Consider the following 24,419-nt stretch of genomic DNA (forward strand, 5'->3'; position numbering starts at 1 on the left):
GACCGACGCTCCCGGTCTCACTCCACCCCGATGAGCAGCGGTGCGGCCTCCCGGCCGCCCGGGTAGGCGACGGTGTCGACCTCGGGGCGGGTGCGCCGGGCGTGCGCGATCAGCCGGTCGGCGAGTTCCTCGGGGGCCTCCTCGCCGAGCACCAGGGTGACCAGTTCGCCGCCGGCCGCGAGCATCCGGTCGAGCACGCCCAGGGCCGTCCCGGTGAGGTCGGCGCCGATCACCGCGACGTCGCCGTCGATCAGGCCGAGCACGTCGCCGGCCTGGCAGACGCCCGCCATGGTCCAGGACTCGCCCTCGGCGACGGCCAGTTCGGCGTACCGGGTGGCGCCGGCCGCGGAGGTCATCGCCACCACGTCCTCGTCGAAGCGCCGCCCGGCGTCGTGCACGGCCAGCGCGGCCAGGCCCTGCACCGGGGAGCGGGTGGGCAGCACGGCGATCCGGACGCCCTCCTCGCGCAGCTGGTCGGCGGCGGCGCCGGCGGCGGCGCGCAGTTCGGGGTCGTTGAGCAGCAGCACCACCTCGCGGGCGCCGCAGCGGTGCACGGCGGCGACCAGTTCGGCGCTGGCGGGCGGGCGGTCGGGGTCGGCGGCGAGCACCACCGAGCCGGCCTGCTCGCACAGCTGGGCCAGTCCGCTGCCGGTCACCACGCTGAGCACGGCCCGGCCGTGCGAGACGGTCTCCTCGCGTTCCCCGGACCGGGCCGCGGCCTCGGCGAAGTGGGTGATCCTGATCCGGTGCGGCCGCCCGGCCTCGACGCCCGCCTCGACGGCGGCGCCCGCGTCGTCCACGTGCACGTGGACGTTCCACAGGCCGTCGCCGCCGCCGATCACCAGCGAGTCGCCGAGCCGTCCCAGGCGTTCGCGCAGCAGCGGGAGCTGCCCGTCCTCGGCCTCCAGCAGGTAGATCACCTCGAACGCCGGGTGGCCGGAGCCGGGCGGGCGCTCGTAGCTCTCGCAGCCGTCCACCACCAGCGGGTCGATCTCGCGGCGCAGCGCGACCGGGCCCATCGGCTGCTGCCCGGAGACGGCGTCCACCAGCGCGCCCAGCACGGCGACCAGGCCGCGGCCGCCCGCGTCCACCACGCCCGCCTCGGCCAGCGCGGACAGCTGGTCGGGGGTGAGCAGCAGCGCCTGCCGGGCCGCCCGGTACGCCTCCCGGGCCTGTCCGGTCAGGCCGTCGGCGCCGGTGGCGGCGTCCGCGGCGGCGGCGGCGACGGTCAGCAGGGTGCCCTCGACCGGCTGGGCGACCGCCCGGTACGCGGAGCGGGCGCCGTGGTCGAGCGCGGCGGCCAGCTCGCCGCCGTCGGAGAGCACTTCGGCCAGGCCGCGCAGCCACTGGGCGAGGATCACGCCGGAGTTCCCGCGCGCGCCGATCAGCGCGCCGCGGGCGGCGGCGGCCGCGGCGACGGCCAGTTCGGGTTCCTCGGTGGCGGCGAACACCGCGTCCAGCGCCTCGGCGGCGGACTCCACGGTCAGGTAGAGGTTGGTCCCGGTGTCCCCGTCCGGAACCGGGTACACGTTCAGCGCGTCGATCTCCTCGCGGGCCTGGCCGAGGGCGGCCAGCGCGAGCCGGCACCAGGTGCGGACGGCCGGGGCGTCGAGGGTGTCCAGCACCAGGTCTCCTCCGGATGAACGCCACGGGAACGCGAAAGGACGCGGTGGCGAGGGGCGATGCTGGCAGGTTATCGGCCCGCGCGGGGGTGCCGGTCGCAGGCTCGTGCCCAGCTCGGGGGAACGATCACCCCCGCGATCGTGGTAGTTTCGTTGAGCGGGAGTCACCGTTGTATGCTCTCCCGGTTGCCTGGAGCACCCCGGGCTAGTTCAAGTACCTGATCTGAAGTCTTGGAGTGACTCCTGTGGCTGCCAACTGTGACGTCTGCGGCAAGGGCCCGGGCTTCGGCAACAGCATCTCCCACTCGCACCGCCGCACCCCCCGTCGTTGGAACCCCAACATTCAGACGGTGCGCGCTGTGATCGGGCGGACGCCGAAGCGGCTCAACGTCTGCACCTCGTGCATCAAGGCCGGTAAGGTCTCGCGCTGACGCGCAGACCGGTACGCCGGTCACCAGCTTTCCCCGAAAGCCGACCACACCCCTCCGGGGGCCGTGGTCGGCTTTCGGCTTTTGCTTCCAGGGGCCCGGGGAACGGCGGGCTCGTGCTGCTGGCGGCCGGAGCCCGTCGGAGTGTCCGTGCTGCTGCGTGCCGTAACAGAACCGGAAGCCGATGCGCGCAACGGCAGTGAACCGTCAGCAGCCACGGCCTCGCCGTTCCCCGAGCCCCTGATTTACTTCCTGGCCTGCCAGAAGTGGTCCACCGGCCCGATGCCGGCGCCGAGCGCGAAGCCGTGCGCGATGGCGCCGGTGACGTACGCCTTGGCGTGGGCGACGGCTTGCGGCATCGGGTCTCCGAGGGCGAGCCGCGCGGCGATCGCGCTGGCGAGGGTGCAGCCGGTGCCGTGGGTGTGCCGGTTGTCGTGGCGGGGGGCCCGGTACCAGTGGGCCTCGCCGTCGGGGGCGAGCAGCAGGTCGGCGGCCTCGCCCTCCAGGTGGCCGCCCTTGACCAGCACCCAGTCGGGGCCGAGGTCGCGCAGCGCCTTCGCGGCGTCGAGCATGTCGGCCTCGCCGGTGACGGTGCGCCCGGTGAGCTGGGTCACCTCGTGCAGGTTGGGGGTGGCGAGGGTGGCGACCGGCAGCAGCCGGGTGCGGAGGGTGTCGACGGCGTTCGCGGCGAGCAGCGCGTCGCCGTGCTTGGAGACGCCGACCGGGTCGACCACGACGGGGGCGGGGGCGTCGGCGAGCAGCGCGGAGACGGTCTCGACGAGTTCGACCGAGGCGAGCATGCCGGTCTTGACGGCCTGCACGCCGATGTCGTCGACGACGCTGCGGTACTGGGCGCGGACGGCTTCGGCGGGCAGTTCCCAGTAGCCCTGGACGCCGAGCGAGTTCTGCGCGGTGACGGCGGTGATGATGCTCATGCCGTGGACGCCGAGGGCGAGCATGGCCTTGAGGTCGGCCTGGATGCCCGCACCGCCGCCGCTGTCGGAGCCGGCGACGGTGAGGACTCGGGGCGGGGCGGCGGCGAAGGTGCTCATGCGCCCCAACCTACCGACCCGCCGTCGGCGTTCAGAGCACGGCCTCGGATTCGGTCCAGCGGTCCTGCGGGACGGTCTTGAGCTGGACGACCGCGTCGGCGATCGGGGTGAGGTGGATCTCGGTGCCGCGCAGCGCGGTGAAGTGCCCGAACGCGCCCTTGTGGACGGCCTCGACGGCGTGCCAGCCGAAGCGGGTGGCGAGCACCCGGTCGAGCGCGGTGGGGGTGCCGCCGCGCTGGGTGTGGCCGAGGATGACCGGCCGGGCCTCCTTGCCGAGCAGGTTCTCCAGTTCGATGGCGAGCCGGGTGCCGATGCCGCCGAAGGTCTGGTGGCCGAACTGGTCGACCCGGCCGTGCTCGAAGCGCAGCGTGCCGGGCAGCGGCTGGGCGCCCTCGGCGACGGCGATGATGGCGAACTTCTTGCCGCGCCGGAAGCGGTCCTCGATCATCCGGGCGACCGCCTCGATGTCGAAGGGCTTCTCGGGGATGAGGATGCCGTGGGCGCCGCCGGCCATGCCCGCGGTGAGGGTGATCCAGCCGGTGTGGCGGCCCATCAACTCGACCACCATGACGCGCTGGTGGGACTCGGCGGTGGTCTTGAGCCGGTCGATGGCCTCGGTGGCGACGTGCACGGCGGTGTCGAAGCCGAAGGTGACGTCGGTGGCGTCGATGTCGTTGTCGATGGTCTTGGGGACGGCGACGACGGGCAGCCCGGCGTCGCTGAACAGCTTGGCCGCGGTGAGGGTGCCCTCGCCGCCGATGGCGATCAGCGCGTCGATGCCGAGGCCGGCGGCGAGTTCGCGGGAGTTCTCGACGGCCCAGCGGATCTTCTCGCGCTGGACCCGGGCGGAGCCGAGGATGGTGCCGCCCAGGGTGAGCAGTCCGGTGACGTCCTCGTGCGAGATCGGTCGGGCCCGGCCCTCGATCAGGCCGAGGAAGCCGTCCTCGATGCCGAGGATCTCGTCGCCGTGCACGTCGGTGCCGCGGTGCACGATCGAGCGGATGACCGCGTTCAGGCCGGGGCAGTCGCCGCCGCTGGTGAGAACGCCGATTCGCATGGTGGCTGTGCTCCTGCTCCGGGGGGCGCGCCCCCGCGTCCGTAGGTGGACCGGACCGTCGACGCTGCCGGTCCGCCCGACAGTCGCCACCCTACGCGCTCGGGGGCGTACCGCCGGGTAGCCACCAGGGCGGGCCGCGGCCTACTCCTCGGCGAAGTGGTCCCAGCCCGCGGTGCGGTCCCAGGGGGCGCCGTCCACGGTGACGGTGCCGCCGCGGCCGGGCCGGGCGGTCCGGACCACCTCGCCGATCACCCGCCAACGGGCGGGCAGCGGCGCGGACTTGGGGAAGGTGGCGACGATCGCGTGGTCCTCGCCGCCGGAGAGCACCCACACCAGCGGGTCGACGCCGACGGCCTGCCCGATGTCGGCCATCTGCGCGGGGACGTCGAAGTCGGCGGCCCGCAGGTCGATGTCGACCTCGCTGGCCCGGGCGACGTGGCCGAGGTCGGCGACCAGGCCGTCGGAGACGTCGACCATGGCGGTGGCGCCGAGCTCGCTGGCGGCGGGGCCGGCGTGGTACGGCGGTTCGGGGCGGCGGTGCGCCTCGACGAAGGCCCGCGGGGAGCGGAAGCCGCGCTGCAGGACGGTCAGCCCGGCGGCGGACCAGCCGAGCCAGCCGGTCACCGCGACCACGTCGCCGACCTGGGCGCCGGAGCGCACCACCGGGCGGCGGCCCTGCAGGTCGCCGAGCGCGGTGATGGCCAGCGTGATGGTGTCGCCGCGCACCACGTCGCCGCCGACCACGGTGGCGCCGGCCACCTGGCACTCGTCGCGCAGGCCGTCCATCAGCTCGGTGGCCCAGGTGGTGGGCAGGTCGGCGGGGGTGACCAGGCCGAGCAGCAGCGCGGTCGGGACGGCGCCCATCGCGGCGATGTCGGCGAGGTTCTGCGCGGCGCACTTGCGGCCGACGTCGTACGCGGTGGACCAGTCGCGGCGGAAGTGCCGGCCCTCGATCAGCACGTCGGTGGTGGCCACCACCCGCCCGTCGGGCGCCTTGACCACGGCCGCGTCGTCGCCGGGCCCGAGCTCCACCGCCGGGGTCATCGGCAGCCGTGCGGTCAGCTCCCGGATGAGCCCGAACTCGCCGAGTTCGCCCACGGTCCCCTGCATTCAGCCCGTCCTTCCGCGTTCCCCGTTGTCCGATTGTCGTCCTGCTCCCCCGCCTGCGGAGGCGGCGGCACCGCCGCCTCCGCGCGCAGCGTACGCCTTTCGGGCCCCGCGGGGTCTCCCCCGTCCGTGCCGTCGCGCGGTAGCGTGGTGATCAGACTGCCGGTCAGCAACTCCCCCCACCCAGCCGCCTGGAGGTCCCCCGTGGTGCAGGCGTACATCCTGATCCAGACCGAGGTGGGCAAGGCCACCTCGGTGGCCGAGTCCATCGCCGGGATCACCGGAGTGATCACCGCCGAGGACGTGACCGGCCCGTACGACGTGATCGTCCGGGCGGAGGCGGAGTCGATCGACGAGCTGGGCCGCCTGGTGGTGGCCAACGTGCAGCGGGTGGAGGGCATCACCCGCACCCTGACCTGTCCGGTGGTGCGGCTGTAAGCCCTCCGTCCACCGGGCGGGATAAGCCCGCTTACCATCGTGCGGTGGCTTCCCGTGACCTGCTGAACCGCCTGCCCGCCCCGGTGCGCTGGCTGGCGCTGCCCGCCGCGCTGCTCGGCTGCACGGCCTGGATGGTGGTCTCCTGGGGCGGCGATCCGGACGTCCCCGCGCCCTCGCAGGACGCGGAGACCGCCCGGTACTGCGCGGCGCTGCACGCGGCGCTGCCCGCCGAGGTGCTCGGCCGCCCGCGCAGGGACCCGTCCCCGGCCTCGCCGTACACCGCGGCCTGGGGCTCCTCCCCGCGCACCGTGATGACCTGCGGCGCCGACCGGCCGGACCTGCTGAACGACACCGAGCGCAAGGGCCCGTGCGTCGACGAGGTCGGCTGGGGCCTGACCGAGGACGGCGCCGGCGGCTACCGGTTCGCCACCGGGATGCGCAAGGCGTACGTGGTGGTGGAGGTCCCGGCGGGCGCGTACCCGAACTACGCGGACCCGCTGGGGTCGTTCTCCGACGCCATCCGGGCGACCGTCCCGCGGATCGACGGGACGGCCGACTCGGACTGCCTGGACGACGCCTCCTGAGCGGCGGCCGCCCGGCCGGGGCCTAGCGCAGGCCGGTGGAGCGGCGCAGCGCGGCGGCCAGCAGGCGGTCGATCAGCTCGGCGTAGGGCACGCCGGTGGCCTCCCACATCTTCGGGTAGGCCGAGATCGGAGTGAAGCCGGGCATGGTGTTGACCTCGTTGACCATCCACCGGCCGTCGGCCAGCAGGAAGAAGTCGACCCGGGCCAGGCCCTCGCAGCCGAGGCCCTCGAACACCTCGACGGCCTGCCGGCGGATCTCCGCCCGCTCGGCGTCGGTGAGGTCGGCGGGGATGCGCACCTCGGAGGAGTCGATGTACTTGGCCTCGAAGTCGTAGAACTCGAAGTCCCCGTCGACCAGCACCTCGGCGGGCACCGAGGCGCGCGGGCCGTCCTCGAACTCCAGCACGCCGCACTCGATCTCGCGGCCCTCGACGCCCTTCTCCACGATCACCTTCGGGTCGTGGCGGCGGGCCTCCTCGACCGCGGCGTCCAGGTCGGCGAGGTCCTTGACCTTGGTGATGCCGATCGAGGAGCCGGCCCGGCAGGGCTTGACGAACAGCGGCAGGCCGAGCGCGGCGATCCGCTCGCGGGCGGCGGCCCGGCCGGCCTCGGACTCCCACTCGCGCGGCTTGAGCACCGTGTACTCGCCCGCGTACAGGCCGAGCGACTCGATGATCCGCTTGGTGAACTCCTTGTCCATGCCGACCGCGGAGGCCAGCACGCCGGAGCCCACGTACGGGACGCCGGAGAGCTCCAGCAGGCCCTGCAGGGTGCCGTCCTCGCCCCACGGGCCGTGCAGCAGCGGGAGCACCACGTCGACCTCGCCGAGGACCTTCGGCGCGGCGCCGGGCTCGCTCCACACCACCTCGCGGTTGCCGGGGGCGGCGGGCAGCACGACCTGGCCCTCGGTGGACTCGGCGACCTGGTCGACGTCCGGCATCCGGCCGTCGGTGATGGCCATCCGGGCCGGTTCGTCGCCGACCAGGGCCCAGCGGCCCTCGTGGGTGATGCCGATCGGCAGCACCTCGTACTTGCTGCGGTCGATCGAGCGCAGCACGCTGGCGGCCGTGACCACGGACACGCCGTGCTCGGAGCTGCGGCCGCCGAAGACGATCGCCACGCGCGGCTTGGCCGCCTGGTTCGGGGAGGTCTGTTCGATGCTCATAACGGCGTTGAGACTACCGTCCGATTCCGGTCACCGGCGCTCAGGCTTGGCCGAACGGGCCATCAGCCCCTTCAGCACCTCCTGGGTCGGCCGGCCCTTGTGCACCACGTCGACCACGGCCTCCACGATCGGCATCTCCACCCCGTTGCGCCGGGCCAGGTCGAGCACCGACTCGCAGGACTTCACGCCCTCCGCGGTCTGGCTGGTGGCGGCGATCGTCTCGGCCAGCGTCATGCCGCGGCCCAGGTTGGTGCCGAAGGTGTTGTTCCGGGACAGCGGCGAGGAGCAGGTCGCCACCAGGTCGCCCATCCCGGCCAGGCCGGCGAAGGTGTGCGGGTCGGCGCCGAGCACCAGGCCCAGCCGGGTGGTCTCGGCCAGGCCCCGGGTGATCAGCGTCGCCTTGGTGTTGTCGCCCAGCCCCATGCCGTTGGCCATGCCGACCGCCAGGCCGATCACGTTCTTCACCGCGCCGCCCAGCTCGCAGCCCACCACGTCGGTGTTGGTGTACGGGCGGAAGTACGGGGTGTGGCAGGCCTTCTGGAAGCGCTTGGCGACCTCCTCGTCGGCGCACGCCACCACCGTCGCGGCGGGCTGCCGGTTGGCGATCTCGCCGGCCAGGTTCGGGCCCGACACCACCACGACCCGCTCCGGGCCGACCCCGGCGACCTCCGCGATCACCTCGCTCATCCGCTTCACGGTGCCCAGTTCGACGCCCTTCATCAGGCTGACCAGGGCGGTCTGCGGCTCGATCAGCGGCGCCCAGAGCGCGAGGTTGTCGCGCAGCGTCTGGGACGGCACCGAGAGCACCGCGAAGTCCGCGCCGGCCAGCGCCGCGGCGGCGTCGGTGGTGGCCCGGATGCCCGCGGGCAGGGTCAGTTCCGGCAGGTAGTCCCGGTTGACGTGGTCCCGGTCGATCGCGTCGACCAGTTCCTGCCGGCGGCCCCACAGGGTCACCTCGCAGCCCGCGTCGGCCAGGATCATCGCGAAGACGGTGCCCCAGGAGCCCGTCCCCATCACCGCGCAGCGGGTCACCGGCCGCCCTCCTCGGCGGCGCGCTCGCGCTTGGCCTGGGCGGCCGCGGCCCGGTCCTTGGCGGCCTTGCGCATGTCGTACCGCTCCTTCGGGGCCTGCTCGCCGCGGATGTCCTCCAGCACGGCGGTGATCGCCGCCATGATGTCGTCGGTGGCCTCCCTGAGCACCTGGGCGGTGAGCTCCTGCCCCTGGTACTTGCTCAGGTCGACCGCGGGGCCCGCCGCGACGACCACCCGGTGCCGCGGGAACAGCCGGTACTTGCCCTTGCCCTTGCCGTACGGCGGGATGATCTCGTGCGCGCCCCAGTGCGCCACCGGGATCACCGGCGCGCCCGTCATCAGCGCGACCCGGGCCGCGCCGCTCTTGCCGGTCATCGGCCACAGGTCGGGATCCCGGGTGAGGGTGCCCTCCGGGTAGAACTGCACGCACTGGCCGCCGTTCACCGCGTCGATCGCGGCCCGGAACGCCTCGGCCGCGTCGGTGGACTCCCGGAACACCGGGATCTGGCCGGTCTTGCGCAGCATGAAGCCGATGAACGGCACCGAGAACAGCGAGGACTTGGCGAGGATCCGCGGCGGACGGCCCGAGTTGTACTGCCAGTGCGCGTAGAACACCGGGTCGATCACCGAGTTGTGGTTCACCGCGGCGATGAACCCGGACTTCTCGGGCAGGTGCTCCCAGCCGCGCCAGTCCGCCTGTGCCAGGGCGTTGGTCACCGGCTTCACGAGCACCGCCGCGAAGCGGTACCAGATCCCGTAGTCGGCGTTTCCGAACCTGGCGTTAGAGCGGCGGGCCACCCCAGCTCCTCCTCATTCGTGCGGCGCCCCGTACTGCGCCGCGCTCTCTGCTCGCCGGGTCCGGCCAGCGGCTCCGGGGCGCCGACCAGTCTCACCCGCGGGCCGAGCCTGTGTCGAGCAGCCACCACCGCCACCAGCCGGCCAGGCACCCGCCCGCCGCCCCGGGGCCCCCGGAACCGCTGGCCAGGGCTCCCCGGCCGACGCCACAATGGCGCCGATGACAGAGGACACCGTACGCCCCGCCGCCGTCGGGCCGACCGCCCCGGGGCAGCCGCACGCCGACCGGGAGGCGCTGCGGCTCGGCTGGTCGGTGGTCGTCCCGGTCAAGGCGCTCGCCGGTGCGAAGAGCCGGCTGGCCGCGTTCGGCCCGCTGCGGCCCCGGCTCGCCCTGGCGTTCGCGCTGGACACCGTCGCCGCCGCGCTCGCCTGCCCCGCGGTCGGCCGCGTCCTGGTGGTCACCCGGGACGCGCGCGCCGCCGGGGCGCTGCGCGCGCTGGGGGCCGACGTGCTGGCCGACGAGCCGGAGCCCGGCGGCCTCAACCCGGCGCTCGCGCACGGCGCGGCGGCCGCCCTGCGGCGCCACCCCCGCTCCCCCGTCACCACGCTCTCCGCGGACCTGCCGGCGCTGCGGCCCGCCGAACTCGCCCGCGTCCTCGCCGCGGTGCCCGCGCGCGGCCGGGCCTTCCTCGCCGACACCCCGGGCACCGGCACCGTGCTGCTCGCCGGGGCCGGCCGCGAACCGCTCCGCCCGGCGTTCGGCCCCGGCTCCCGGGACGCCCACCTGGCCGGCGGCGCGACCGAACTGCTGCTGCCCGACGCGCCCTCCGTCCGCCGCGACGTCGACACCCCGGCGGACCTCGCCGAGGCCCGGCTGCTCGGCCTCGGCCCGGCCACCGCGGCGCTGCTCCGAAGCCCTATGCTGGCTCCCATGCAGGCCACCGCGTTCACGTACGACCCCACGACCCGCTCCGGCTCGGTCCTGCTCGACGACGGCACCCCCGTCCCCTTCGACGCCCCCGCCTTCGACGCCGGCGGCCTGCGCCTGCTGCGCCCCGGCCAGCGCGTCCGGATCCGCACCACCGGCGAGGGCCCCGACCGACGGGTGGTCTTCCTCACCCTCCAGACCTTCCCGGACCCCGAGGGAGACTGACCGGCCGTCAGGCGCTCCGCCGGTAGCGCGGGCCCGGCGGCGGGAGGGTTCCCGAGCCGTTCAGCCGCAGCGAGGCGACATCCGGGCTGTCGAGCAACCTGAGGGCGGTGGGCACCAGTTGGAACGGGCCGCGGCCGGTCGGGCGGACGCTGATCAGCCGGGTGCGGCCGAGCAGGGCGAAGCCGAGCTGCAGTTGGCCGTCCCGCTGCAGGAACGCCTCGGTGCGCTCGACCGCGCCCGGGCCGAAGAAGTAGCGGTAGGCCTCGAACTGCGTCCAGCCGAGCGGCAGGGCGTGCAGGGTCTGCCAGAGCGAGGCGAGCGCGGGGGCCAGCGCGAGGAACGAGGTCGGTTCGGTGATCTCCTCGATGCCGACGGTGTAGCCGGGCGGCGCGTTCTTCACGGCGGCTCCTGGGGTGGGTCGAATTCGGCCCAGACGGTGTGGATGCGGGCGCGGTAGCGGTGTCCGTAGCGGTCGGCGCGGGTCAGGACGTCGAGGACCGTGAGGTGGTCCCGCGGGTCCGGGTCTCCGGGGAGCTCCGCCTCCACGCGGTAACCGCCGTCGGGCAACTGGATGATCCTGGCTTCGGCTCCGGTGGCCGCGGCGAGCCTGGAGGCCAGGTCGAACACCCTCGTGCTTGGCACGCCACCGCTCTCCCCGAAGTCGGCCGATCACGCATAGTGAAGCTAAGTCATTAGATTCCACCTGATGCATTAGGTTGTCAAGCTGAATCACCCGTCCTGCCGCCAACCGGCAGGTCCCCGCCCTCCGCAGGGAGATGCCAGATGCCCTCACAGGACCCGCCGTACCTCCGCATCGCGGACCACCTGCGCCGCCGGGTGACGGCCGGGGAGTGGGCGGTCGGCGAACGGCTGCCGTCCCGGGCGCGGCTGGCCGAGAGCTACGGCGTGGGGCCGAACGTGCTGCAGCGCGCGCAGGAAGTGCTCATCGGCGAAGGGCTGTTGGAGGGCCGGACCGGCTCCGGCACGTACGTCCGGGAGCCGGTGGACCGGCTGCCGATGCTGCGCTCGCGGACGGCCGGCGCCTTCCCGGCCGCCCTGGTGCCGAACGGCGGCTGGGAGTGCGACTCGTACGGCCGCACGCCGGCCCCGGCCCACGTCGCCCGGCGGCTGCGGATCGAGCCGGGCGCACTGACGATGCACACCCGCTACGAGTTCACCGCGGACGGCCTGGTGGTCCAACTGGCCGACTCCTGGGAGCCGATGGACCTCACCGAGAACACCCCGGCCCAGCTGCCCGAGTACGGACCGCACCACGGCCGGGGCGTGACCGCCCGGATGGATTCGATCGGGATCCGGGTGGTGCGCGCGGTGGAGCGGCTGCGCCCGGCCCGGGCGACCGCGGAGCAGGCCGCGCTGCTGCCGGGCGTCAGCGCGGGCGACCCGGTGACGCTGCTGGAGCGGACGTACCTGGACGACACCGGGCGGCCGGTGGAGACCGCGGACCTGGTCATTCCGGATTCCCGCTGGGAGATCTGCTACGAGCTGCCGGTGGAAGTGCCGGAGTAGGACCGGCGGCGAATGGCGGCCGGCGGAAGCCGACCGGGCCAAAGAAGCCGTCCGGGCGGGAGCCCCCGGCCCGCGGCGGCGCCCGCCATTCACCGGCCGGCGCAATTCCCGGCCGGTTTTCCGGCCCGCCGGGAAGCCGCCGCCGGGGAACTGACGCCGCGTCGCGCCGACGCCCGTTCAGGACGGCGTCGGCGGAAGGCGGGTGCGCCCGGCGCCGGGCAGCGGAAAAGGCCGTGCCGGTCCGGGCCCGGGGCGGAACCCGGGCCGGACCGGCACGGCCGGTGCTCCCGGTGCCGGTCGGGCCGGCGCCGGGGGCGGGCGACTACTTGGCGGTGGACTTGCGCGCGGTGGTCTTCCGCGTGGCGGTCTTCTTCGCCGGAGCGGTCTTCTTGGCGGTGGCGGCGGTCTTCTTGGCGGCCGCGGCGGTGGTGGTCTTCTTGGCCGCCGTGGTGGCCTTCTTGGTCGCCGCGGCGCTGGTCTTCTTCGCCACGGCGGTCTTGGCGGTGGTGGCCTTCTTGACCGCGGTCTTCGCCGGGGCCGCCTTCTTGGCCACCGCGGTCTTGGCGGTGGTGGCCTTCTTGGCGGCGGTCTTCTTGGCGGCGGTGCCGGCCGCGGCGGCGCGCTTGGTCGCGGCGCGCTTGGCGGCCGGGGTGGCGGCCACGCCGGACTTGCCCGGGGTGAGCGAGCCCTTGGGGGCCTTCTTGACCGACGGACCCTCCTTCGGCAGCTTCTTGCTGCCGGAGACGAGGTCCTTGAAGCCCTGGCCGGGGCGGAACCGCGGGACCGCGGTCTTCTTGACCTTGACCCGCTCGCCGGTCTGCGGGTTGCGGGCGAAGCGCGCCGAGCGCTCCACCTTCTCGAAGGTGCCGAAACCGGTGACCGAGACGCGGTCACCCGCCACGACGGCACGCACCATGGTGTCGAGCACTGCGTCGACGGCCTCTGCGGCAGCCTTGCGACCGCCCAGCTGCTCGGCCACCGCTTCGACAAGCTGAGCCTTGTTCACGTCTTCCCCTTCGGAAACGGGCGCCGGATGATTCCATCCGTTCTTTTCGCACGTTAGGTATGTATCTGCGGACTTTCAATTACCAAACGCGTGAATCACCCTAGTGTCGCAATGGATTTGCGCATGGCGGTGCTCACCGGGGAGGCATCCGCCCCTCGTCGAGGTCCTGCACAAAGCGACTCAACCGCCGTGCCGCCTCCGGAAGATCGCGCTTCGCGGTCTCGGTGACGATCAGCAGTTGTCGGGTGAGAGCGGTCTTTGCGTCCGTCGACACGTTCAGCGCGTGAACGCGGGCGTGGGCTTGCTTCAACCGCTCGGCCACCAGTGCGTAGAGCAGGGTGACTTCCGAGTCGGCAGCACCGTCCTGACCGTCCCCGGACGCGGGTTCGCCGTCCTGGTACGGGGGTTCGGGACTGTGGTGCATGCAACGATTGTGCCATCTGTGCGGAGTTGCGCTACACCAGGGTCTATTCCCGGCTGACGAACTCCCCTGCGAACAACGAAGACCCGCCCCGGAGGGGGGCGGGTCTTGTTGTCGGTCCGTCAGAAAGCGGTGCCTCAGGCGACCGGCTGGGTGCGCGGCTTGAAGGACGGGCGCTTCGCCTCGAACGCGGCGACATCGGCTTCGTTCTGCAGGGTGATGCTGATGTCGTCCAGGCCGTTCAGCAGCCGCCAGCGCACGTTGTCGTCCAGCTCGAACGGGGCGGCCAGGGGGGTTCCGTCGAGCCCCTCGGCCCGGACCTCGCGGGCCTCCAGGTCGACGGTGATCTCGGCGGTCGGGTCGGCCTCGGTCAACTCCCAGAGCCGCTCCACCGTCTCCTGCGGCAGGACCACCGTGAGCAGGCCGTTCTTCAGCGAGTTGCCGCGGAAGATGTCGGCGAACCGGGAGGAGATGACGGCCTGGAAGCCGTAGTTCTGCAGCGCCCAGACGGCGTGCTCGCGGGACGAGCCGGTGCCGAACTCGGGGCCGGCCACCAGGACGGACGCGCCCTGGCGCTCGGGCAGGTTCAGGACGAAGGACTCGTCCTTGCGCCAGGCCTCGAACAGGCCGTCCTCGAAGCCGGAGCGGGTGACCTTCTTCAGCCAGTGCGCCGGGATGATCTGGTCGGTGTCCACGTTGGAGCGGCGCAGCGGGACGGCGCGACCGGTGTGGGTGGTGAACTTCTCCATGGCTCAGACCTCCACAGCCACGTTGTCGGTCAGGTCGGCGGGTGCGGCCAGACGGCCCACCAGCGCGGTGGCGGCGGCCACCTGGGGGGAGACCAGGTGGGTGCGTCCGCCCTTGCCCTGGCGGCCCTCGAAGTTGCGGTTCGAGGTGGAGGCGCAGCGCTCGCCCGGGGCCAGCTGGTCCGGGTTCATGCCCAGGCACATCGAGCAGCCGGCGTGCCGCCACTCGGCGCCCGCGGCGGTGAAGACCTTGTCCAGGCCCTCCTCGACGGCCTGCAGGGCGACCCGGACCGAGCCCGGGACGACCAGCATCCGCACGCCCTCGGCGATCTGACGGCCCTCCAGGATGGCCGCGGCGGCCCGCAGGTCCTCGATCCGGCCGTTGGTGCAGGAGCCGACGAAGACGGCGTCGACCTTGACCTCGCGCAGCGGGGTGCCGGCCTCCAGGCCCATGTACTTCAGGGCGTTCTCGGCGGCGATCCGCTCCTGCGGGTCCGCGAAGTCCGCCGGGTTCGGCACGTCGGCGCCCAGCGGCGCGCCCTGGCCCGGGTTGGTGCCCCAGGTGACGAACGGGGTCAGCTCGGCGGCGTCGATGAACACCTCGGCGTCGAAGACCGCGTCCTCGTCGGTGGCCAGGGTCTCCCAGTAGGCGACCGCGGCGTCCCAGTCCTCGCCCTGCGGGGCGTGCGGGCGGCCCTGGAGGTAGTCGAAGGTGGTGCGGTCGGGGGCGATCATGCCGGCCCGGGCGCCCGCCTCGATGGACATGTTGCAGATCGTCATCCGGGCCTCCATGGAGAGGCTGCGGATCGCCGAGCCGCGGTACTCCAGGACGTAGCCCTGGCCGCCGCCGGTGCCGATCTTGGTGATCACGGCCAGGATCAGGTCCTTGGCGGTGACGCCCTCGGGCAGCTCGCCCTCGACGGTGATCGCCATGGTCTTGAACGGGGCCAGCGGCAGCGTCTGGGTGGCCAGCACGTGCTCGACCTGGCTGGTGCCGATGCCGAAGGCCAGCGCGCCGAAGGCGCCGTGGGTGGAGGTGTGCGAGTCGCCGCAGACCACGGTCATGCCGGGCTGGGTCAGGCCCAGCTGCGGGCCGACCACGTGCACCACGCCCTGCTCGACGTCGCCCAGCGAGTGGATGCGCACGCCGAACTCCTCGGCGTTCTTGCGCAGCGTCTCCAGCTGGACCCGGGAGACCGGGTCGGCGATCGGCTTGTCGATGTCCAGGGTCGGGGTGTTGTGGTCCTCGGTGGCGATCGTCAGATCGGTCCGGCGGACCGGGCGGCCGGCCAGCCGGAGGCCGTCGAACGCCTGCGGGCTGGTCACCTCGTGCAGCAGGTGCAGGTCGATGTAGAGCAGGTCGGGCTCGCCCTCGGCGCGCCGGACGACGTGGTCGTCCCAGACCTTCTCTGCGAGTGTCCGTCCCATCGGATTCCCTCCAGCCGGCCGCTCTGCCGGCCTTCTCTTGATCGTCGAGGTCTTGTCCCGTGCTGCCCTGTGAGGCTCGCTTGAGTCGCGCCCTGCACGCCGGACCGTCCAGGATGCGGACACCCTGGTGGGGTGCCGTCCTGGGTGTCTCCCGGGCTGCTGACTCCAAGAGTGGCGCTTTTCTCGGAAGATTGAACTTGCGTCTCGCTGATTGAGACTGCAGTATCGAGACATGGACAACACTAGCGGCGTCGGCGTTCTCGACAAGGCCGCTCTGGTGCTCAGCGCACTGGAGTCGGGCCCCGCCACGTTGGCGGGGCTGGTCGCCGCCACCGGTCTGGCACGGCCCACGGCCCACCGACTCGCCGTCGCACTCGAGCACCACCGCCTGGTCACCCGTGACATGCAGGGCCGTTTCATCCTCGGCCCCCGCCTCTCCGAACTCTCCGCCGCCGCCGGCGAGGACCGCCTGCTGGCCGCCGCCGGACCGGTCCTCACCCACCTGCGCGACGTGACGGGCGAGAGCGCCCAGCTCTACCGCCGCCAGGGCGAGATGCGGATCTGCGTGGCCGCCGCCGAGCGCCTGTCGGGCCTGCGCGACACCGTGCCGGTCGGCTCCACGCTGCCGATGAAGGCCGGCTCCGCCGCCCAGGTCCTGCTCGCCTGGGAGGAGCCCGAGCGCCTGCACCGCGGCCTCCAGGGCGCCCGGTTCACCGCCACCGCGCTCAGCGGCGTCCGCCGCCGCGGCTGGGCCCAGTCCATCGGCGAGCGCGAGCCCGGCGTCGCCTCCGTCTCGGCCCCCGTCCGCGGCCCCTCCAACCGGGTCGTCGCCGCCGTCTCGGTCTCCGGCCCCATCGAGCGCCTCACCCGCCACCCCGGCCGGATGCACGCCCAGGCCATCATCGAAGCCGCCAACCGCCTCACCGAGGCCCTCCGCCGCAACTGACCGCCCGCGCGGACACGACGACGATGCCCTCCCGGCCGGTGGCCGGGAGGGCATCGTCGCGCTGGAGGGCCCGGGCGGGTCGGCGCGGGCCGGGCATGCAAAAAAGCTCCGGTTTCCCGGAGCTCGTTCGTGGAGCTTTTCTTGGCTGGGGTACCAGGACTCGAACCTAGACTAAATGAACCAGAATCACTCGTGCTGCCAATTACACCATACCCCATAAGTACCCCCGACCGGATTCGAACCGGCGCTACCGCCTTGAGAGGGCGGCGTGCTAGGCCACTACACAACGGGGGCCTGAATGAGCGAGTACCCCCGACCGGATTCGAACCGGCGCTACCGCCTTGAGAGGGCGGCGTGCTAGGCCACTACACAACGGGGGCGGGACTCATTCGTTCTGCAATTGTCAAGAATTGCGTACCCCCGACCGGATTCGAACCGGCGCTACCGCCTTGAGAGGGCGGCGTGCTAGGCCACTACACAACGGGGGCTTACTGCAGTGATGTGCTGCGCTGGGGTACCAGGACTCGAACCTAGACTAACTGAACCAGAATCAGTCGTGCTGCCAATTACACCATACCCCACCAGAGTTCAACCCCTCTGCGGGGTCTTCCTCGGTGTCTTGCGCCTCCCTGCCCGGGCGGCGCAGAAAGAACATTACCCGACGCCCCGCCCCGCTCCAAAATCGATAACCGCAGGCAGCGCGCCGGACACCTGCGGGCCAGGTCAGCGACACGGTCCGCAGGTGTCCGGCGGGTGTCCGGCGGGGCGCCGGAACCGGCTCAGGAGGCCGGCAGGAGCTCCAGGGCGGAGAGCAGGCGGCGCAGCGTCTCCTCGCGGCCGAGCAGTTCCATCGACTCGAACAGCGGCGGGGAGACCCGGCGTCCGGTGACCGCGACCCGCAGCGGGGTGAAGGCGAACTTCGGCTTGATGCCGAGGCCGTCGACCAGGGCCTCGCGCAGCACGGCCTGGATCGGCTCCGGGGTGAAGTCGGGCAGCTCGGTGAGCGCCTTGACGGCGGCCTCGAGGACCGGGCGGGCGTCGGCGGTGAGGACCTTGGCGGCGTCCTCGGGGTCGACGGCGAAGTCCGCGGGGGCGACGAAGAGGAAGCCGGCCATGGTGACGATCTCGGAGAGGACCACCATCCGCTCCTGGGTGAGCGGGGCGACCGCGGCCAGCAGGGCGAGCTGCTCGGCGGTGGGCTCGGCGGGGAGCAGGTCGGCGGCCTGGAGGTAGGGGACCAGGCGGTCGACGAACTCCTCGGGGGCGAGGCGGCGGACGTGCTCGGCGTTGATGTGCTCGGCCTTCTTGAGGTCGAAGCGGGCCGGGTTGCCGTTGACGTCGTCGATGTCGAAGGCGGCGACCATCTCGTCGATGTCGAAGATGTCGCGGTCCTCGGCGAGCGACCAGCCCAGCAGGGCCAGGTAGTTGAGCAGGCCCTCGGGGAGGAAGCCGCGCTCGCGGTAGAGGTTGAGCGAGGCCTGCGGGTCGCGCTTGGAGAGCTTCTTGTTGCCCTCGCCCATCACGTACGGCAGGTGGCCGAACTGCGGGGTGGTGCCGTTGCCGACGCCGATCTCCGCCAGGGCGGCGTAGAGGGCGATCTGACGGGGCGTCGAGGAGAGCAGGTCCTCGCCGCGCAGGACGTGGGTGATCTCCATCAGGGCGTCGTCGACCGGGTTGACCAGGGTGTACAGCGGGGCGCCGTTGGCCCGGACGATGCCGTAGTCGGGGACGTCCTTCGGGTCGAAGGAGATCGGGCCGCGGACCAGGTCGTCGAAGGCGAGCGCGGTGTCGGGCATCCGGAAGCGGAGGATCGGCTGCCGGCCCTCCTGCTCGTAGACGGCGACCTGGTCGGCCGTCAGGTCGCGGCAGTGGCCGTCGTAGCCGGAGGGCCTGCCGGCCGCGCGGGCGGCCTCGCGGCGGGCGTCGAGCTCCTCGGTGGTGCAGTAGCAGGGGTAGGCGTGGCCGGCCGCGCGCAGGCGCTCGGCGACGTCGGCGTAGGTGTCCATCCGCTGCGACTGGCGGTAGGGGGCGTGCGGGCCGCCGACCTCGGGGCCCTCGTCCCAGTCGAAGCCGAGCCAGCGCATGGCGCCGAGCAGCTGCTCGTACGACTCCTCGGAGTCCCGGGCCGCGTCGGTGTCCTCGATGCGGAAGACCAGGGTGCCGCCGTTGTGCCGGGCGTAGGCCCAGTTGAACAGGGCGGTGCGGACCAGGCCGACGTGCGGGTTGCCGGTCGGGGAGGGACAGAAGCGGACCCGGACGGCGGGGTTCACCGCGGCGGAGCCGCTGTTGTCTGCGTTAGCCACGCTTGATCACCTTGTTGGAGAGGGTGCCGATGCCTTCGACGGAGACGGCGACCTCGTCGCCGATGTTCAGGGGGCCGACACCCGCGGGGGTGCCGGTGAGGATGACGTCGCCGGGGAGCAGGGTCATCGCCTCGGAGACGTGCACGATCAGCTCGGCGACCGAGCGGACCATCTGGGAGGTGCGGCCGGCCTGGCGGAGCTCGCCGTTGACGGTGCAGGTGACGGCCAGGTCGGCGGGGTCGAGGTCGGTCTCGATCCACGGGCCGAGCGGGCAGGAGGTGTCGAAGCCCTTGGCGCGGGCCCACTGGCCCTCGCGCTGCTGCACGTCGCGGGCGGTGACGTCGTTGGCGCAGGTGTAGCCGAAGACCACCTCGGGGACGCGCTCCAGCGGCACCTCGCGGCACATCCGGCCGATCACCACGGCGAGTTCGGCCTCGTACTGCACGTCCGAGGAGAACGGCGGGTAGGCGACGGACTCGGTGGGGCCGATGACGGCGGTGGAGGGCTTGAAGAACGTCAGCGGGACGGCGGGGACCTCGTTGCCCAGCTCGGCGGCGTGCGCGGCGTAGTTGCGGCCGACCGCGACGATCTTGCTGGGGAGCATCGGGGCCAGCAGCCGGACGTCCTGCAGGCGGTGGGTCTCGCCGGTCGGCTGCGGCGTCCCGAAGGGGTGGCCGGCCAGGGTGTGCACCACCAGCGAGTCGGGTTGCGCGGCGTCCCCCTCGATGATTCCGAAGGAGACCGAGCCCGCCGCGGGGCTCCCTTCGCGGACGGAGAACCTGGCGATACGCACAGCCCTGCAACCTCTCGGTTCGTCGGCCGCCCGGACGCTCCCGGACGGTGACCGGGCCCGCAGTACCGGGCCCGGCTCGTGCCACCAAGGTTATCGGCGCGGCGGCCGCTCCCGCGGCAGGCGGGGGGCGGGGACTGCGGCCGGGGTCAGCGGACGGTGCGGCGCGGGTTGGCCGTGCTGGCCGGGAGCTGGGCGGTGTACGTCCGGGCGGTGCGGGGGGCGGCGAAGCCGGGGAGCTCGGAGAAGTCCGCGACGGAGGCCAGGGTGGTGCGGCGCGGGTTGGCCGTGGAGCCGGCGCTCGGGGTGGTTCCGGTGGCCTGCTCGGTCGTCTCGGACATTTGCGTCAGCACCCTTGTTTCGCTCGAACGGACTTTTGCGCGGGCCCGCCGCTGGGCAGGCTCCGATCAACCCTGCCAGGTTAGGGAGCCCATTCCACAGCGGCCGTGACCAAAGCTACACATCGGGCTGTGAGTTTGCTCACAATTCCGGTCGCAAAGGGGGCGGAGGTGGTGATTCCGGACCAATGCCGGAATCCGCCATTAGGGATATCCCGGACATTCGGCGCACAAATCGATCTTCACCATCGTTGACCCGCTCGCGTCAAGTGTCCGAAAAGGACCGTATTCCACGTCCGTTGCACCACAGAACGTGAGACGCCGCGCGCGGAGGGTGGCCCAGGACACCGTGTCGTAACGGCCCTTGTTGGACTTCCCCCGCTGTGCTGGAATGCCACGGAAAAACTCGACACCGCCCTATCTCCGCACCGGCGGGGAAGGGCGCCCGGTCCAGAGGTTGCGACGCCAGTGCAGGGACGTTTCAAGAGGGGCAGCGGCGCCGCGGGTGACCCGGAGGCGCGGGAGCCCGTGGCCGGCCCCCACCAGGCGGCACCGGCGACGACCGGCCAAGGCGAGCGGCCCTTCGGCGCCCCCGCCGAAGCCGCCGCCGACAGCGGTGCGCCGGGCGCGAACAGCGCGCCCCAGGAACAGGGCGGCGACACGCCGGCCGACAAGAAGAGCCGCCGTGCGCGACTGCGCGGCACGCTGAACCGCCGCCGGGCCACCGGTCTGAGCCGCTTCGCCATGCGCAACTGGCGCATCCGGACCCGCCTGATCGCGCTGCTCTTCCTCCCCGTGATCGTGGCGCTGGTCTTCGGCGGCCTGCGGGTCCAGGGCTCGATGGAGAACTCCCGCGAGCTCTCCCAGATGAGCGACCTGGCCGAGCTCGCCCGGACCGCCACCGACCTCGCCGACGCCCTGCAGAACGAGCGCGACATCGCGGCCGGCCCGGTCTCCCGCGGCGGCGACGCGGACACCGACAAGGACATCCAGCAGGCGTACAGCGAGAGCACCGCGCTGTCGAAGAAGTTCAACGCGGCCGCCGACAAGTTCGACAACCTCGACCTGGCCGGCTCCAAGACCCTGCTGCTGCAGGTCCGCAAGGACCTCAACTCGCTCCCCCGGGCCCGCAAGGGCGCGTTCAAGGACGCGAACAACATCCAGGCCACGATCACCAACTACAACGTGATCATCAATGACCTGATCGGTGCCGCGCAGGACATCGCCATCACCTCGAACTCCGCCGAGCTGGTGAAGTCCACCCGCACCCTGTACCAGTTCTCGCTGGCCAAGGAGGCCAGCTCGATGCAGCGCGCGCTGATCTCCGCCGCGCTGGCCCAGAACCCGCCGAACTTCTCCGCCTCCGACGAGACCTTCGGCGTCCGGCTGCGCGCCGCCGAGGACAACGCGATGGAGAACTTCACCGCGCTGTACGGCGAGGGCCCGGCCCGGGTGCTGCGCTCCTCGATGAGCTACAACAAGGTGGTCGCCGAGGCCGACCGGTTCTCCCAGGCCGTCCTCAACCCCAACGGCATCAAGCAGACCGACGGCGTCAGCTACCAGCAGTGGTACGAGGAGTCGACCGCCAAGATCACCGCCGAGCGGACCATCGAGAAGAAGCTCCTCGAGGACCTCAACGGCAAGGCCCAGCAGCTGCAGTCCGACGCCGACACCCAGTCGGTCATCAACGCCTCGCTGGTCGCCCTGGTGCTCGTCGTCGCCATCGCCGGCGCCGCCCTGGTGGCCCGCTCGATGGTGCGCTCGCTGACCCGCCTGCAGACCTCCGCCGAGGACGTCGCCGAGCGGCGCCTGCCGGAGCTGGTCAAGATCCTCTCCGAGAGCGACCCGCACGACGTCGACGTCACCGTCGAACCGGTCGGCGTCGACTCCGCCGACGAGATCGGCCACGTGGCGCACGCCTTCGACATGGTGCACCGCGAGGCGGTCCGACTGGCCGCCGAGCAGGCGCTGCTGCGAGGCAACATCAACGCGATGTTCACCAACCTCTCGCGCCGCAGCCAGGGCCTGATCCAGCGCCAGCTGTCGCTGATCTCCGAGCTGGAGAGCCGCGAGGCGGACCCGGACCAGCTGGCCTCGCTGTTCAAGCTCGACCACCTGGCGACCCGCATGCGCCGCAACGGCGAGAACCTCCTGGTCCTCGCGGGCGAGGACCCGGGCCGCCGCTGGACCCGCCCCGTCCCGCTGGTCGACGTGCTGCGCGCCGCGGCCTCCGAGGTGGAGCAGTACGAGCGCGTCGAGCTGGCCTCGGTGCCCACCGCCGAGGTGGCCGGCCGGGTCGTCAACGACCTCGTCCACCTGCTCGCCGAGCTGCTGGAGAACGCCACCTCGTTCTCCTCCCCGCAGACCCGGGTCCGGGTCACCGGCCACGCCCTGCCGGACGGCCGGGTGCTGATCGAGATCCACGACACCGGCATCGGCCTGTCCCCCGACGACCTGGCCGACATCAACGAGCGCCTCGCCAACCCGCCGGTCGTGGACGTCTCCGTCTCCCGCCGGATGGGCCTGTTCGTGGTCGGCCGGCTGTCCCTGCGGCACGGCATCCGGATCCAGCTCCGCCCGTCCGACTCCGGCGGCACCACCGCGCTGGTCATGCTGCCGGTGGACGTCACCAACTCCGCCGAGCGGCGCGGCAACCGGCCCGGGGCCGGCCAGCCGGGCCAGGGCCCCCAGGGCGGCGGCCGGCAGCAGCGCGGCCTGGCGCCGACGCCGCGCCAGCAGGGCCGCCCCGCGGGCGACCTGCCCGGCGGGCGCACCGCGCTCGGCCAGTCCGCCCCGAACGACCCCGCGGGCCGTCCGCAGCTGGGCCAGGGCCCGGCCGGCGGCAGCCCCGACCTGTTCTCCCCCGCCGCCCCGTCCGGCGGTCCGGGTGCGCCGCGGCGCGCGCCGGGCGGTCCCGGCGGGTCCGGCGGCCAGCCGGGCGACGGCGGGTTCGGCCCGGGCGGCGCGTTCGGCACCGGCCCGGCCCAGGGCAACCGCTCCGGCGGCCTGCCGACCCGTGCGGTCGGCCAGTCGCTGCGCGAGAACCCGGCGCCGGGCGGGTCGGGCCCGGCGGCTCCGGCCGGTCCGGGCGCGGGTGCGCCCGCCGGCGGCGGGCTGCCGCCGCGCCGGGTGCCGGGCGCCTCGGGCGCCCCGGGCCTGCAGGGCGGTCCGGGCGGCGGGCTGCCGCCGCGCCGTCCGCAGCCGGGCCAGGGCGGTCCGCAGGGCCAGCCGGGCCGGCCGCCGCAGGGCGGTCCGCAGGGGCCGCGCCGTCCGCAGGCGCCGCAGGGCCCGCAGGGCGGTCCGCAGCAGGGCCAGTCGCGTCCGGGCGGCGAGCCGACCCAGCACGGGCGGCCCGAGCAGCTGCAGCGGCGTCCGCTGCCGCAGCAGCCGGCCGCGCCGATCGAGGCCGCGCCGGCCGAGCAGTCCGGTGCGTTCGCCCGGCCGCGGTTCGAGGCGTCCGACATCGACCCGCGCGACCCGCTGGGCCTCGGCCTGGTGGAGCCGGTGCTGCCGGACCCGGTGGGCCAGGGCGTCCCGCCGCTGCCGCCGCAGTCCCAGCAGCCGCCGCAGCAGCCGCAGTTCGCGGAGCGTCCGCAGCCGATGGCGCTGCCGACCGCCGGTGACCGGCCGGCCGGGCCGGGTGCCCAGGACGGTCCGGAGCAGTTCCGGTCGCGTCCGTCGTACCAGCCGCAGCGTCCGGGCACCTCGGCGCCGGGCTTCGCCCAGCAGGCGCCGGACCGGGCTCCGCAGGAGCGGGCGCCGCGGCCGCCGGCCGGGCCGGCCGAGCGGCAGCGTCCGCAGGCGCCGGGTCCGCAGTCCCAGGGCCTGCCGCAGCGTCCGGCGCCGGGTGCCGGGCCGCGTCCGGCCGGGCCGCAGGGCCAGCCGGGCCAGGGCGGCCAGCCGGGCCAGGGCCGGCCGCAGCCGCAGGGGCCGTTCGGCGGTGCTCCGGCGGGCGGTCCGGCGGTGGAACCGCAGGGCGACCCGGAGGCGCCGTGGCGTCCGTCGGCGAACGACGAGCGCTGGCGGCGGGCCGAGCAGATGCGCGAGCCGCAGACCAACGGCCTGACCACCTCGGGGCTGCCGCGCCGCACCCCGCAGGCCAACCTGGTCTCCGGCAGCGCCGAGGCCAGCCCGCTGACCGGGCCCCAGGTCTCGCGCAGCCCGGAGGAGGTGCGCGGCCGGCTGACCAACCTGCGCCGCGGCATCCAGCAGGGCCGCCAGGCGGGGACCCAGCAGCCGGGCGCCGGCGGTCCCGGGTCGCAGCAGCGGCCGGGCTTCGACTTCGGCGGAGCGTCCGAGGGCTACCGGGGAGCCCGTGGCGGGCGGTCCGACGTCGATGGCAACAGCGGCTTCGGCCCCGAGCACCAGGAGCGTTGAGTTGATCCAGATGAGCCAGGCCGCACAGAACCTGAACTGGCTGATCACCAATTTCGTGGACAACACCCCCGGGGTGTCCCACACCGTGGTGGTCTCCGCCGACGG

The 24,419-nt window shown here is 73.4% G+C and carries 22 protein-coding genes, 5 tRNA genes and 2 pseudogenes; 8 read left to right on the forward strand and 21 right to left on the reverse strand.

The window, feature by feature from the left end; translation table 11 throughout:
• Positions 1–17 precede the first annotated feature (17 nt).
• Positions 18–1,625: a DAK2 domain-containing protein gene (locus IH44_RS0108615; RefSeq protein ID WP_030458843.1), complete on the reverse strand. Its 1,608-nt coding sequence runs from the start codon at positions 1,623–1,625 to the stop codon at positions 18–20.
• A 242-nt stretch (positions 1,626–1,867) separates the two neighbouring features.
• Here IH44_RS0108615 and rpmB point away from each other — a divergent pair, with 242 nt between their 5' ends.
• A complete protein-coding gene (gene rpmB, locus IH44_RS44040) occupies positions 1,868–2,053 on the forward strand; it encodes a 50S ribosomal protein L28 (RefSeq protein ID WP_014138233.1) in 186 nt (61 codons plus the stop codon).
• Between the two features lie 242 nt (positions 2,054–2,295).
• On the opposite strand, the gene thiD is transcribed toward rpmB, so the two are convergent.
• The 3 genes from thiD to IH44_RS0108630 all read right to left on the reverse strand — a co-directional run bounded on the left by thiD (position 2,296) and on the right by IH44_RS0108630 (position 5,269).
• Entirely contained in the window at positions 2,296–3,102 is an 807-nt protein-coding gene (gene thiD, locus IH44_RS0108620) for a bifunctional hydroxymethylpyrimidine kinase/phosphomethylpyrimidine kinase (RefSeq protein ID WP_030458844.1), read from the reverse strand.
• A 31-nt stretch (positions 3,103–3,133) separates the two neighbouring features.
• Positions 3,134–4,159, reverse strand: a complete 1,026-nt coding sequence (locus tag IH44_RS0108625; RefSeq protein ID WP_030458845.1) for a 6-phosphofructokinase — start codon at positions 4,157–4,159, stop codon at positions 3,134–3,136.
• 141 nt (positions 4,160–4,300) lie between these two features.
• Positions 4,301–5,269, reverse strand: coding sequence for a thiamine-phosphate kinase (locus IH44_RS0108630; RefSeq protein ID WP_030458846.1), 969 nt, complete (start codon positions 5,267–5,269; stop codon positions 4,301–4,303).
• A 201-nt stretch (positions 5,270–5,470) separates the two neighbouring features.
• Here IH44_RS0108630 and IH44_RS0108635 point away from each other — a divergent pair, with 201 nt between their 5' ends.
• Positions 5,471–5,704, forward strand: coding sequence for an Lrp/AsnC ligand binding domain-containing protein (locus IH44_RS0108635; RefSeq protein WP_030458847.1), 234 nt, complete (start codon positions 5,471–5,473; stop codon positions 5,702–5,704).
• A gap of 44 nt (positions 5,705–5,748) precedes the next feature.
• Positions 5,749–6,288 (forward strand): DUF3515 domain-containing protein, encoded by a 540-nt coding sequence (locus IH44_RS42515; protein WP_051816676.1) that lies wholly within the window; start codon positions 5,749–5,751, stop codon positions 6,286–6,288.
• A 22-nt stretch (positions 6,289–6,310) separates the two neighbouring features.
• Here IH44_RS42515 and IH44_RS0108645 read toward each other — a convergent pair whose 3' ends face one another.
• Genes IH44_RS0108645 through IH44_RS0108655 form a run of 3 tightly spaced genes read right to left on the reverse strand, consistent with a single transcriptional unit; the run spans position 6,311 to position 9,282 of the window.
• Entirely contained in the window at positions 6,311–7,453 is a 1,143-nt protein-coding gene (locus tag IH44_RS0108645; protein WP_030458849.1) for a D-alanine--D-alanine ligase family protein, read from the reverse strand.
• A 30-nt stretch (positions 7,454–7,483) separates the two neighbouring features.
• The gene (locus IH44_RS0108650; RefSeq protein ID WP_162870153.1) at positions 7,484–8,467 is read right to left on the reverse strand and encodes an NAD(P)H-dependent glycerol-3-phosphate dehydrogenase; all 984 of its coding nucleotides are present in this window, start codon (positions 8,465–8,467) and stop codon (positions 7,484–7,486) included.
• Between the two features lie 14 nt (positions 8,468–8,481).
• The gene (locus IH44_RS0108655) at positions 8,482–9,282 is read right to left on the reverse strand and encodes a 1-acyl-sn-glycerol-3-phosphate acyltransferase (RefSeq protein WP_051816677.1); all 801 of its coding nucleotides are present in this window, start codon (positions 9,280–9,282) and stop codon (positions 8,482–8,484) included.
• A gap of 217 nt (positions 9,283–9,499) precedes the next feature.
• Here IH44_RS0108655 and cofC point away from each other — a divergent pair.
• A pseudogene (gene cofC, locus IH44_RS0108660) lies at positions 9,500–10,207 on the forward strand (2-phospho-L-lactate guanylyltransferase); the annotation flags it as partial.
• Between the two features lie 232 nt (positions 10,208–10,439).
• Here the strand turns inward: cofC and IH44_RS0108665 are convergent.
• Both IH44_RS0108665 and IH44_RS0108670 read right to left on the reverse strand, forming a co-directional pair.
• A complete protein-coding gene (locus tag IH44_RS0108665; RefSeq protein WP_030458853.1) occupies positions 10,440–10,832 on the reverse strand; it encodes a hypothetical protein in 393 nt (130 codons plus the stop codon).
• Positions 10,829–11,074: a hypothetical protein gene (locus IH44_RS0108670; RefSeq protein WP_157852197.1), complete on the reverse strand. Its 246-nt coding sequence runs from the start codon at positions 11,072–11,074 to the stop codon at positions 10,829–10,831. Before IH44_RS0108670 ends, IH44_RS0108665 begins: the two co-directional genes overlap by 4 nt.
• A 141-nt stretch (positions 11,075–11,215) precedes the next feature.
• Between IH44_RS0108670 and IH44_RS0108675 the strand changes: the two genes are divergently transcribed.
• Complete coding sequence (locus IH44_RS0108675) at positions 11,216–11,959, forward strand: GntR family transcriptional regulator (RefSeq protein ID WP_030458855.1); 744 nt, start codon at positions 11,216–11,218, stop codon at positions 11,957–11,959.
• Between the two features lie 322 nt (positions 11,960–12,281).
• Here the strand turns inward: IH44_RS0108675 and IH44_RS0108680 are convergent, their stop codons facing one another.
• The 4 genes from IH44_RS0108680 to leuC all read right to left on the reverse strand — a co-directional run bounded on the left by IH44_RS0108680 (position 12,282) and on the right by leuC (position 15,560).
• The gene (locus IH44_RS0108680) at positions 12,282–12,965 is read right to left on the reverse strand and encodes an HU family DNA-binding protein (RefSeq protein ID WP_030458856.1); all 684 of its coding nucleotides are present in this window, start codon (positions 12,963–12,965) and stop codon (positions 12,282–12,284) included.
• Positions 12,966–13,098: 133 nt separating this feature from the next.
• Positions 13,099–13,302, reverse strand: a complete 204-nt coding sequence (locus tag IH44_RS0108685; RefSeq protein WP_030458857.1) for a hypothetical protein — start codon at positions 13,300–13,302, stop codon at positions 13,099–13,101.
• Positions 13,303–13,523: 221 nt separating this feature from the next.
• Positions 13,524–14,135 carry a 3-isopropylmalate dehydratase small subunit gene (gene leuD / locus IH44_RS0108690; RefSeq protein WP_030458858.1) on the reverse strand — a complete coding sequence of 204 codons (612 nt, stop codon included), beginning with the start codon at positions 14,133–14,135 and terminating at the stop codon, positions 13,524–13,526.
• Between the two features lie 3 nt (positions 14,136–14,138).
• Entirely contained in the window at positions 14,139–15,560 is a 1,422-nt protein-coding gene (gene leuC, locus IH44_RS0108695; RefSeq protein ID WP_030458859.1) for a 3-isopropylmalate dehydratase large subunit, read from the reverse strand.
• Positions 15,561–15,792: 232 nt separating this feature from the next.
• Here leuC and IH44_RS0108700 point away from each other — a divergent pair, with 232 nt between their 5' ends.
• Positions 15,793–16,506, forward strand: a complete 714-nt coding sequence (locus tag IH44_RS0108700; protein ID WP_030458860.1) for an IclR family transcriptional regulator — start codon at positions 15,793–15,795, stop codon at positions 16,504–16,506.
• Positions 16,507–16,648: 142 nt separating this feature from the next.
• On the opposite strand, the gene IH44_RS0108705 is transcribed toward IH44_RS0108700, so the two are convergent.
• From IH44_RS0108705 to IH44_RS0108740, 8 genes are all read right to left on the reverse strand, one after another.
• Positions 16,649–16,723, reverse strand: a tRNA-Gln gene (locus IH44_RS0108705).
• Between the two features lie 4 nt (positions 16,724–16,727).
• Positions 16,728–16,800, reverse strand: a tRNA-Glu gene (locus IH44_RS0108710).
• A 13-nt stretch (positions 16,801–16,813) separates the two neighbouring features.
• Positions 16,814–16,886 (reverse strand) — tRNA-Glu (locus tag IH44_RS0108715).
• Between the two features lie 35 nt (positions 16,887–16,921).
• Positions 16,922–16,994 (reverse strand) — tRNA-Glu (locus IH44_RS0108720).
• A 21-nt stretch (positions 16,995–17,015) separates the two neighbouring features.
• Positions 17,016–17,087, reverse strand: a tRNA-Gln gene (locus tag IH44_RS0108725).
• Between the two features lie 198 nt (positions 17,088–17,285).
• Positions 17,286–18,809 (reverse strand): glutamate--tRNA ligase, encoded by a 1,524-nt coding sequence (gene gltX / locus IH44_RS0108730; RefSeq protein ID WP_063759570.1) that lies wholly within the window; start codon positions 18,807–18,809, stop codon positions 17,286–17,288.
• A complete protein-coding gene (locus IH44_RS0108735) occupies positions 18,802–19,602 on the reverse strand; it encodes a fumarylacetoacetate hydrolase family protein (protein WP_030458862.1) in 801 nt (266 codons plus the stop codon). Before IH44_RS0108735 ends, gltX begins: the two co-directional genes overlap by 8 nt.
• A gap of 146 nt (positions 19,603–19,748) precedes the next feature.
• A complete protein-coding gene (locus IH44_RS0108740; RefSeq protein ID WP_030458863.1) occupies positions 19,749–19,940 on the reverse strand; it encodes a hypothetical protein in 192 nt (63 codons plus the stop codon).
• A gap of 525 nt (positions 19,941–20,465) precedes the next feature.
• Between IH44_RS0108740 and IH44_RS0108745 the strand changes: the two genes are divergently transcribed.
• On the forward strand, positions 20,466–24,314 hold the full coding sequence (locus IH44_RS0108745) for a nitrate- and nitrite sensing domain-containing protein (protein ID WP_051816678.1): 3,849 nt from the start codon (positions 20,466–20,468) through the stop codon (positions 24,312–24,314).
• Between the two features lie 10 nt (positions 24,315–24,324).
• A pseudogene (locus tag IH44_RS0108750) lies at positions 24,325–24,419 on the forward strand (roadblock/LC7 domain-containing protein); the annotation flags it as partial.

The organism is Kitasatospora sp. NRRL B-11411 (assembly GCF_000721345.1).
Classification (GTDB): domain Bacteria; phylum Actinomycetota; class Actinomycetes; order Streptomycetales; family Streptomycetaceae; genus Kitasatospora; species Kitasatospora cineracea.

What these genes read in the sequence shown, in the direction of transcription:
- thiD (WP_030458844.1), bottom strand. Translation starts at nt 3,102, where the DNA reads ATGAGCACCTTCGCCGCCGCCCCGCCCCGAGTCCTCACCGTCGCCGGC.
- IH44_RS0108625 (WP_030458845.1), bottom strand. Translation starts at nt 4,159, where the DNA reads ATGCGAATCGGCGTTCTCACCAGCGGCGGCGACTGCCCCGGCCTGAAC.
- IH44_RS0108630 (WP_030458846.1), bottom strand. Translation starts at nt 5,269, where the DNA reads ATGCAGGGGACCGTGGGCGAACTCGGCGAGTTCGGGCTCATCCGGGAG.
- IH44_RS0108645 (WP_030458849.1), bottom strand. Translation starts at nt 7,453, where the DNA reads ATGAGCATCGAACAGACCTCCCCGAACCAGGCGGCCAAGCCGCGCGTG.
- IH44_RS0108650 (WP_162870153.1), bottom strand. Translation starts at nt 8,467, where the DNA reads ATGGGGACGGGCTCCTGGGGCACCGTCTTCGCGATGATCCTGGCCGAC.
- IH44_RS0108675 (WP_030458855.1), top strand. Translation starts at nt 11,216, where the DNA reads ATGCCCTCACAGGACCCGCCGTACCTCCGCATCGCGGACCACCTGCGC.
- leuD (WP_030458858.1), bottom strand. Translation starts at nt 14,135, where the DNA reads ATGGAGAAGTTCACCACCCACACCGGTCGCGCCGTCCCGCTGCGCCGC.
- leuC (WP_030458859.1), bottom strand. Translation starts at nt 15,560, where the DNA reads ATGGGACGGACACTCGCAGAGAAGGTCTGGGACGACCACGTCGTCCGG.
- IH44_RS0108700 (WP_030458860.1), top strand. Translation starts at nt 15,793, where the DNA reads ATGGACAACACTAGCGGCGTCGGCGTTCTCGACAAGGCCGCTCTGGTG.
- IH44_RS0108740 (WP_030458863.1), bottom strand. Translation starts at nt 19,940, where the DNA reads ATGTCCGAGACGACCGAGCAGGCCACCGGAACCACCCCGAGCGCCGGC.